9 protein-coding genes and 1 pseudogene are annotated in these 9452 nt (G+C 34.2%); 9 read left to right on the top strand and 1 reads right to left on the bottom strand.

Annotated elements, in window-relative coordinates; all coding sequences use genetic code 11:
- Positions 1–286: 286 nt before the first annotated feature.
- From N4A35_09655 to trxB, 6 genes are all read left to right on the top strand, one after another.
- Positions 287–652: a hypothetical protein gene (locus tag N4A35_09655; protein ID MCT4581669.1), complete on the top strand. Its 366-nt coding sequence runs from the start codon at positions 287–289 to the stop codon at positions 650–652.
- 73 nt (positions 653–725) lie between these two features.
- Entirely contained in the window at positions 726–1679 is a 954-nt protein-coding gene (locus tag N4A35_09650) for a hypothetical protein (GenBank protein ID MCT4581668.1), read from the top strand.
- Between the two features lie 11 nt (positions 1680–1690).
- The gene (locus tag N4A35_09645; protein MCT4581667.1) at positions 1691–2035 is read left to right on the top strand and encodes a hypothetical protein; all 345 of its coding nucleotides are present in this window, start codon (positions 1691–1693) and stop codon (positions 2033–2035) included.
- A gap of 171 nt (positions 2036–2206) precedes the next feature.
- Positions 2207–2548, top strand: a complete 342-nt coding sequence (locus tag N4A35_09640; protein MCT4581666.1) for a hypothetical protein — start codon at positions 2207–2209, stop codon at positions 2546–2548.
- 1106 nt (positions 2549–3654) lie between these two features.
- Positions 3655–4104 carry a hypothetical protein gene (locus N4A35_09635; GenBank protein ID MCT4581665.1) on the top strand — a complete coding sequence of 150 codons (450 nt, stop codon included), beginning with the start codon at positions 3655–3657 and terminating at the stop codon, positions 4102–4104.
- A 198-nt stretch (positions 4105–4302) separates the two neighbouring features.
- The gene (trxB, locus tag N4A35_09630; protein ID MCT4581664.1) at positions 4303–5295 is read left to right on the top strand and encodes a thioredoxin-disulfide reductase; all 993 of its coding nucleotides are present in this window, start codon (positions 4303–4305) and stop codon (positions 5293–5295) included.
- Between the two features lie 99 nt (positions 5296–5394).
- Here the strand turns inward: trxB and N4A35_09625 are convergent, their stop codons facing one another.
- Entirely contained in the window at positions 5395–6648 is a 1254-nt protein-coding gene (locus tag N4A35_09625; protein MCT4581663.1) for an aminotransferase class I/II-fold pyridoxal phosphate-dependent enzyme, read from the bottom strand.
- Positions 6649–6811: 163 nt separating this feature from the next.
- Between N4A35_09625 and bamD the strand changes: the two genes are divergently transcribed.
- The 3 genes and pseudogenes from bamD (at position 6812) to coaBC (ending at position 9239) form a co-directional block, all read left to right on the top strand.
- Positions 6812–7615: an outer membrane protein assembly factor BamD gene (bamD, locus tag N4A35_09620; protein MCT4581662.1), complete on the top strand. Its 804-nt coding sequence runs from the start codon at positions 6812–6814 to the stop codon at positions 7613–7615.
- Positions 7616–7638: 23 nt separating this feature from the next.
- Positions 7639–7974: a DNA-directed RNA polymerase subunit omega gene (locus N4A35_09615; GenBank protein MCT4581661.1), complete on the top strand. Its 336-nt coding sequence runs from the start codon at positions 7639–7641 to the stop codon at positions 7972–7974.
- Positions 7975–8028: 54 nt separating this feature from the next.
- Positions 8029–9239 (top strand): annotated as a pseudogene (gene coaBC / locus N4A35_09610) (bifunctional phosphopantothenoylcysteine decarboxylase/phosphopantothenate--cysteine ligase CoaBC).
- Positions 9240–9452 lie beyond the last annotated feature (213 nt).

The raw sequence follows: 9452 nt of genomic DNA, 5'->3' as shown, positions 1-9452 counted from the left end.
GGGCTGACCAAAATGGTTTGCATTCAGGCAATATAGGTATTACTTCTAGTAGTACAGGAGATTTTGCTTTTCAGGGAATGCTTAATGAACAACAATTGGATTGGAATGGCAAGGCTATTAGTGTAAGTCGCGGTATTACTAATGCAAGTAATTCATTTTCTGTGTAATTAGTAGGAATGATAGCTCCAAAGTACAATTATCGACCATTAAATAGAGTAAGGATTACTGCTGTGGGGTGTGGTTTTTTAATTTGCAATGGTATTATTGGTCCTAAATAAATAAAATAATGACAAATAACAATTTCAAAATAATTGGTTTTATACTTCTAATTATCACTCTGGGAATATATTTATTGATGCAAATATTTCCTCCTAAAGAAAGGGGCAAAAAATTAGAAAAAATCTTTCACAATACAAATATTCAGGGAGTTGTCATTAAAACAGGAATTAGATATCATCAAGTATTTTTTATGATTAAAGGTGATACTACTATCTACGTATGTAATCCTATTAGATCAATAAATAATAAAGGAAAACCATTCATAGGTTTTGCTAAGGTTGGCGATTCAATAATAAAAAAAGCACATGGTGATACATTAATTCTTATTAAATCAAATAATAAATATAAGTATACATTTAATACATCTCCCTGATAGTCCGAGCTAATTGACAGTGTAAGCGTCTTTAGCTTGTATCTATTTCAAAAAATAACCAACACCACCTCACTTGCCAATTACAGGTGGGGTGTTTTTTGCATATTGTTTGAATAATCCTTTCATTTACATCGACCCAACTGGACAAAAAAGTTGGTTAGGAAAGTTTACATCTTGGGTTAAAAAAGGTTGGGATGAGATTTGGGATGCAGGAAATCAATTTGCTCGTTGGGCTGATCAAAATGGTTTGCATTCAGGCAATATAGGTATTACTTCTAGTAGTACAGGAGATTTTGCTTTTCAGGGAATGCTTAATGAACAACAATTGGATTGGAATGGCAAATTGGCAAGAATAAACAGAGGAGTATTAAGTGCTAATAATTCTGTAGCAACTCAATTGGCTAATATCAATAGGCCAACTTATAATTACAGACCGCTAAATAGAGCCAGAATTCCAATGGTTGGATGTGGACCTCTTCAATGTAATGGGATTATTGGAGGAAATAATAATTCAACTTTTCATTGGTCAGATAATTTAAATTTAGGACGTGTTGTTTGGAATCATCCTGTAACCAGAACAGTTATACCTGACTTTATTTCTGTAGGTTTTGGATTTAGTGGTGTATTTGGTACGGGAGGAGCAACTAGTATAGACCTACAATGGATAACCAGAGGTAATGACGCATCATTTTTCCCAGCTTTAACTGCAACTCAAGCTATAGGAGTTGGATATTCTATTGATGCTACTTTTAATATCGGAGGTGCCTATTATTTGGGTAGTGTTAAGGATATCAAAAGAGGTATGCTAACTACATCAATACAAGATGGTGATGGTAGTGGTTGGGTATCTTTTGGCGCAACAGAAGGTGGAAAAGTTGGGATTACTGGATCTTATACACCAACAAGAACTGGTCATGGAATAATTGGATACAGTATAGATGTTGGAGTTGGTTTACCTGCTGGTCTTGTTCCTATTAATGGTGCAGCCGGAGTTAGTAATACATGGGTAATTTATGATTTTAAGTAAAATTTTTAGTTATGAAAAAAATATTTCCAATAATTGTTGTCGTTATATTTGCTTGTATCATAGTTATATCTGAAGTGAATGGAGGAAAAAAAGCCAAAAGGTTATATAAACAATTTTACACTAGCAGTATTCATGGTATAATCCAAGATGTAACTGCTAGTGCTGGTACCACTTATTTTAGCATCAATGGCAAAAGATACGGTTTTTGGCCTAGGAGAATTTTAACCAATAAAGATTATAGATTTTCCATATTTGCAAAATATGGCGATTCTGTCAGTAAACCAGCTCATTCTGACACCTTAAGATTAATTAAGAAAGATAAAGAGTATTTATTCACATTTAAAAAATTTAGATAGATCAAGTAGGTTGATGATGTGAGCGCCTCGATAGTCCAAGCATGCACAAACAGCTGGTGCGAGTGTTTCTCACTCGTACCTATTTTCAAGGAAAATACTATAATTGTAATAGAACCCACTTGCATTAATTTGTGAGTGGGATTTCTATATGAAAATTAAATATTCTTACATTTGACTGCATTCGCAGAGCACGAGCTAGAAAAGCTCGCGCTAGCCTCAGTTAAAATTAGGTGGTGGTTCAAATATGATAATTCATTAGAAAATATGCATCAGGAAATTAATAAAATTAAAAGCAAACAGGATTTTTTAAATTTTCTAAGTTTATATATCCAAGACTTTAGAAACAATAAAGACTCGTGGGAAAATACAACTATAGATTCTTTTCTAGAAGGAATGGAAAGTTGGATTGAAGACATGGAAGGTTATTATGAAAATATGAATTTGCCTCTTCCAGAAAATGTTGATTGGAAAACTTTTGCAGATATATTGTTTGCAGCAAAAATGTACGAATAAGATAAGTCTTAAAAACATATTCAAGCCTCTGAGAAATCAGGGGCTTTTTTATTTATAAGCTTGTCTGGCTTTAGCGTCACGCACCGCCATATCAATAAGGTAGTAGTAATGCTTCCTTTTTTTTATTCTTCCCATCCGTAACAAGAAAATCGCCATCAGCTACAAAAAATATCTTTCCGCTACAGTAATTTCGATTTCAGCTACAAGCCTTTGCTTTTCCGCTACACGGGATTGGACTTCCGCTACATAGAAATGCTATTCTTTATTGTAGCGGAAGAACTTCCCTCTGTAGCGGAAACCGATTCTTGTGTAGCGGAAGCCCATTTGGCTGTAGCTGACAGCTAAGTTCGTGTAGAGGAAAGGATACCCCTATATAGCTGAAAAGGTCTCCTTTGTTGCGGAAAGTGAAATCTTACACTATTAAGATTCCTAAAAGATTTGTTGGATATAATTATGCATATGGACTAAAAATTGATTCTTCAGATTTGACTTTTGCTATCCATGAAAGACATAAGCTTGTTTACGAATATATTTCTAGAAATAATGTAATCAATAGAAGGTTAACAATCTCGTATGACGCAAATGACTTTAACTCCAATAAAGATTTAACATACCACATCTATGCAGTTAGAATTGGAAACAAAAATCTATTGGAATTTAAGGAATCTAGAGAGACAGACAAGTTTGGTTTAATCATATTTCTGGCAGCAGATATATTTATAATTTGGATGATAATATTTGCTTACAAGAAAAAACAACAAAGCACAACAACTAAGTGTTCCCGTGGCAGGAATTGCCCAACATGAAACCGATGTTGACAGCCTGTTCCGATTTTTTTGGGAGAACCAGACTACAAGGAGCTAATTATGGGGATTGATTGATTTGGAGAGAGTTCTAGAGATAGAACTGTTTCGATTGCAAAAAAAAATAAACTATTTTAAAATAATATTGTAAAGTTGGAGGATGAACTTCAGCTTTTTTCTTTTTAATCCTTTTGTTATCTATGGGGTATCTTACAAGCTTAATTTTTACGAATAAGCATTGTAATTAAATGGGATTGTAAAAATTCATTTAAATTTGGTGACTATCTTTTATAAAATCAATACATGATGTCAAGCAAAGCTTATTTTATTGTTTTTATCTTGTTTATTATTTGTTCTTTTAAAGTTGAAGGACAGATTGCTATTGCGGTGGCGAAAGACAATTGGCAAACAATGTCGTATAGAGTTGAGGCGAATTCGAATGCCCAAGAAAGCGCAGCTAAGTTTTTACGAGCCTATTATCCGGAAGAAGAAGGATATGAAATAAGAGTACTTGATGGTGGGAGGAGGTGTGGGCATCGCTTAAAAAAAGGATATTATGTTGTGATTCGTACAAGTAATGTGATTTGGAAGAAGTTAATTGTTTACTATGCACTGGGAGCTAGTTCTAAATCGTATGAAAAAGCAGCGCAGAAGGCTTTAAAGCATCTGAAAATGATAAATAAAACATGGTCTTTGGCTAATGACTCCTATACAATTGTAGAGAAAAGAAAATTCAGAACAGTATTTGATTGATGAAATAGCATCGTATTTTCCTTCCCAATAAAAGTGATTGTTGAAGCTCTTGTTGAGCTCTCATTTTCCTTGAGATTCGATTTTATCTAATAGCTAATTAATTTTTTCAATAGATAATATAGATGTATACTTATCTATATTTTGTAAATTTGTTATACAAAATCTTATTTAGAACAAGAACAATTAAAAATACAATAAATGGAATTTAAATCGATGAACCTAAACGAAACGAACTCAAGTAAGCCTAACGAAGATGTTGAGAAAGTAAAATGCTTAATTGTGGGATCTGGACCTGCAGGTTATACTGCAGCAATTTATGCAGCACGTGCAAATTTAAATCCTGTAGTAATTGAAGGTTTACAGCCAGGTGGGCAGTTGACAACAACTACTGAGGTAGATAATTTTCCAGGATACCCAGCAGGAGTAACAGGTCCAGCAATGATGGAGGATTTGAAAAAGCAAGCAGAGCGTTTTGGAACAGATTGTCGTTGGGGTTTGGTTACATCGGTTGATTTTTCGGTTTATCCACACAAAGTGGTGGTTGATGAGAAGAAAGTGATTGAAGCAGAATCGGTGATTCTTGCTACGGGAGCTACTGCTAAATATTTAGGATTTGAAACAGAAGAAAAGTATAAAGGTTCTGGTGTTTCAGCTTGTGCAACTTGCGATGGATTTTTCTACAGAGGAAAAGATGTTGCTGTAGTAGGAGGTGGTGATACTGCTGCCGAAGAGGCAACTTACCTGGCAAGTATGTGTAATAAAGTATATTTGGTGGTACGAAAATCATTTATGCGAGCTTCTAAAGCAATGCAAGATCGTGTTTTTAAAACTGAAAATATTGAAATTTTATTTGAGCACAATACAAAAGAGCTTTATGGAGATGGAGTAGTAGAAGGCGCAAAGTTGATTAAGAGACAAGGAGAAAGTGACGAAGAAGAAGTGGATATTAAGATTGATGGATTTTTTGTCGCAATTGGTCATACACCAAATTCAAATGTGTTTAAAGATTATTTAAAAACAGATGATCAAGGATATGTATTGACAGAGCCAGATACAACAAAAACAAATGTTGATGGAGTTTTTGCTTGTGGAGATTTAAAAGATCCACATTATCGTCAGGCTATTACTTCAGCAGGTTCAGGTTGTATGGCAGCTATGGACGCAGAACGATTTTTGGCAGAAAGAGAATAAAAAATAAGCTTCAAGAAAAACTTGTAGCTTGAGACTTGTAGCTATAAAAAAAAACGACACTCAAAATTGAATGTCGTTTTTTTTATGAAATATCTTATATTACTGATTGAAGATATCAGCAAATTTTTCGTTGCTGTATTTTCCGTCTTTTAACTTTTGTGCAACATCTTTAAATGCGTTTACTGTGTATTCCACATCTTCTAAAGTGTGCATTGCAGTTGGAATTAAACGAAGTAACAATTGTCCTTTAGGAATTACAGGGTAAACCACGATAGAACAGAAAATGTTATAGTTTTCACGTAAATCCATAGTTACCTGAGTTCCTTCAGCTACTGAACCAGAAAGGTAAACAGGAGTTACAGGAGATTCAGTTACACCAATATCTAAACCTGCATCTTTCAAACCTTGCTGAAGTCCGTTTGCAACAGACCAAAGTTGTTCGCGCAATTCAGGCATAGTTTTCAACATCTCTAAACGTTTCAATGAACCTTCAACGATTGGCATTGGAAGAGATTTAGCAAAAATTTGAGATCTCATTGTGTAACGTAGGTAAGTTCCTACCTCTTCGCTACAAGCGATGAATGCACCGATACCAGCCATTGCTTTTGCAAAAGTAGAGAAGTGTAAATCTACTTTATCTTCTACACCGAAATGTTCGATTGCACCAGCACCGTTTTTACCCATTACACCAAATCCGTGAGCATCGTCAACTAACAAACGGAAATTGAAATCATCTTTCATAGCACAGATTTCATCCAATTTACCTAAGTCACCAGCCATACCGAATACACCTTCAGTAATTACAAGAATACCACCACCTGTTTTTTCAGTCCACTTGGTAGCACGCTCTAATTCTTTGCGAAGGTTATCCATATCGTTGTGAGGGTAAACGAAACGTTTTCCTGGGTGTAATCTCAAACCATCCATGATACAAGCGTGAGATTCTGAATCGTAAACAATCACATCGTGACGACCAACTAATGCATCAATAATAGAAACCATTCCTTGGTAACCGAAGTTTAATAAGAATGCATCTGGCTTTCCTACAAACTCAGCTAACTTTGATTCCAATTCTTCATGCAAACTAGTTTGACCTGACATCATACGAGCTCCCATAGGGTAAGCTAATCCCCATTTTTCTGCTGCTTCAGCATCAGTTTTTCTAATTTCTGGGTGATTTGCTAATCCAATATAGTTATTCAAACTCCAAGTAAGAACTTCTTTTCCACGGAATTTCATTCTTGAATTGATTTCTCCTTCTAATTTAGGGAAAGCGAAATAACCATGAGCTTGTTTTGCATATTGTCCAATATTCCCTTTTTGGGTTTTAATTTTGTCAAAAATATCCACGATTTATGCTTTTTTGAGTTATATTCTTTCTAATTGTGCAAAAGTAATCTTTTTTAAAATTAAACCAATAAATTATAAAGATTTGTATAATATAACGCGAAAGTATTCTATAATTCAGATGAAAACTATATCTTTGCACAATGCAAAAAAATATAGTAGCAAGTTTATGAAGAGAATCATTTTCCTATTCGTGCTTTTTGTATTTATATTGACAGGTTGTAGCGACTATCAAAAGCTATTGAAAAATCCTGATAAAAAGTTAAAATACAAGAAAGCAGTAGAGTATTACAACAAAGAAGAATACGCAAAAGCAGCCACTCTCTTTGAAAATCTATTACCAATTTATAGAGGAACAAGTAAGGCTGAAACAATTAGTTATTACATATCGTATTGCTCTTACGGACAGGAAATGCATGATTTAGCAGGATATCACTTTAGACAGTTTTTAAAGACTTATCCAGATAGTCCATATGCTGAAGAGTGCTTATATATGAGTGCATATTGTTATTATAAGGAATCACCAAAGCCGCGAATGGATCAAACGCCAACGCAAAATGCTATTGATGCATTCCAGTTGTATATCAACCGTTATCCTAACTCAACTCGAGTTTCGAAGTGTAATGATTACATTGATGAACTTCAAGATAAGTTAGTTTATAAATCATATTTGAGTGCTCGTAATTATTACGACAGAGAGAAATTTCCTTCTGCGATTATTGCATTGCAGAATAGTTTGAAAGATTATCCAGGATCATCTCATAGAGAAGAGTTGATGTTTATGTTATTAGAATCAAAACATCAGCTTGCTTTTAAGAGTGTTTCTGGAAAAAAGAGAGAGAGATATAATGATGCAAAAGAAGAATACTATTCTTTTGTTGACGAATATCCAGAGAGTAAATATGCAAGGCGTGCAGAAAAAATGCTTGAAGATATAGAAGCATATTTAGGCAAGTTTAATACGAATAATTAAAATAGATCTAATTCTTAGACAGTATGGATTACAAAAAGACAAATGCAGCGAGTTCTACGATTACCCGTAACATGACTGAAATGACCAAAGAGGTGGGTAATGTTTACGAATCTGTAATGATTATGGCCAAGAGATCTAATCAGATTGCTGTTGAGTTGAAGAGTGAACTGAATAAGAAATTGCAAGAGTTTGCATCTTATACAGATAACTTGGAAGAGGTTTTTGAAAATCGTGAGCAGATTGAAATCTCAAAATATTATGAGAGATTGCCTAAGCCAACATTGATTGCCGTTGAGGAGTTTATCAATGGTGATATTTACTATCGCAATCCAGCCAAAGAGAACAAAACACAAGAGTAGTTTTTGATAAAGTTCAAGTTCCCTGAATAAGGGAACTTTTTTATTTTAATTAAAATTGTTATGTTAAGAGGGAAGAACATTATATTAGGAGTTACAGCAAGTATTGCTGCATATAAAGCGGCTTCTTTAGTTCGATTATTAGTGAAAGAAGGTGCAACTGTAAAGGTGATTATGACACCTCTTGCTAAAGAGTTTATTTCACCTGTAACAATGGCTACTCTTTCTAAAAATACAGTTCTGTCAGATTTTTTTAAGCATGATGACGGAGAGTGGAATAGTCACGTTGATTTGGGAATTTGGGCTGATGTTTTATTAGTTGCTCCAACAACAGCAAACACTATGGCTAAGATGGCTCATGGAATTTGTGATAATTTATTGTTGACAACATATTTGTCAGCTAAATGTCCTGTAGTTCATGCTCCAGCTATGGATTTAGATATGTTTAAACATCCGGCAACATTACGTAATATGGATATTTTACGTTCTTATGGAGATTGTTTTATTGAACCATCAAGCGGAGAGTTAGCAAGTGGTTTGTATGGCAAAGGACGTATGGAAGAACCGGAAGCTATTGTTGAAAAGTTGAAGGAGTTTTTTGCGGATAAAAAAAAAAGCTAAGCAATAAGAAAATATTAATTACCACCGGACCAACTTATGAGAAAATTGATCCGGTGCGTTTTATTGGTAACTTTTCGTCAGGAAAAATGGGATTTGCCATTGCTGAAGAATTGGCAGAGAATGGCGCAAATGTTACCTTGATTAGTGGCCCCACTAGTTTAAAAATAGATCATCCTTTGATCGATAGAATTGATGTAATGTCTGCTCAAGATATGTATGAAGCATCAGTTGAAAATTTCCCAAAATGTGATGGAGCAATTATGGCTGCTGCTGTTGCTGATTTTACCCCTGTTCTAAAAGAGGACAAAAAAGTAAAAAGAGGGAAAGAAAATTATACGATAGAACTTACTCCAACAAAAGATATTGCCGCATCCTTAGGGCAAATGAAAACTTCAGAGCAGTTTATGGTTGGTTTTGCTTTAGAAACCAATGATGAGCAAAAAAATGCACAATCGAAGCTTGAGCGAAAAAATCTAGATTTTATCGTATTAAATTCTTTAAACGATAAAGGAGCTGGATTTCAACACGACACTAATAAGATTACGATTATCAATAAGAATGGAGAGCTTAAAAAATACGATTTAAAGCCAAAAGTTGAAGTTGCAAAAGATATTGTTGAAGAATTGATTTCACTTTATGAAGAATAAATTACTTTCTCTTTCGTTTTAATTTATAACTTTAGATTCAAACAATAGAAATGTAATCATGCGAAACTTTATTACTTTTTTACTTTTTCTCTTTGTCTCAACATCGGCATTTGCTACGCAGCAAACATCCGAATTGCAATGTAATATTCAGGTTGTAAGTTCCAAAATTCAAGGAACAAATAAGCAGGTGTTTAGAACTATGCAGCAAGCGCT

It is taken from the genome of Flavobacteriales bacterium (assembly GCA_025210295.1).
In the GTDB taxonomy this organism is placed as follows: Bacteria; Bacteroidota; Bacteroidia; order Flavobacteriales_D; family Parvicellaceae; genus S010-51.
Note: the sequence above shows the minus strand (reverse complement) of the source record. Positions and strands in the feature narration are given on the sequence as shown.

What these genes read in the sequence shown, in the direction of transcription:
- N4A35_09655 (MCT4581669.1), top strand. Translation starts at nt 287, where the DNA reads ATGACAAATAACAATTTCAAAATAATTGGTTTTATACTTCTAATTATC.
- N4A35_09645 (MCT4581667.1), top strand. Translation starts at nt 1,691, where the DNA reads ATGAAAAAAATATTTCCAATAATTGTTGTCGTTATATTTGCTTGTATC.
- N4A35_09635 (MCT4581665.1), top strand. Translation starts at nt 3,655, where the DNA reads ATGATGTCAAGCAAAGCTTATTTTATTGTTTTTATCTTGTTTATTATT.
- bamD (MCT4581662.1), top strand. Translation starts at nt 6,812, where the DNA reads ATGAAGAGAATCATTTTCCTATTCGTGCTTTTTGTATTTATATTGACA.
- N4A35_09615 (MCT4581661.1), top strand. Translation starts at nt 7,639, where the DNA reads ATGGATTACAAAAAGACAAATGCAGCGAGTTCTACGATTACCCGTAAC.
- trxB (MCT4581664.1), top strand. Translation starts at nt 4,303, where the DNA reads ATGGAATTTAAATCGATGAACCTAAACGAAACGAACTCAAGTAAGCCT.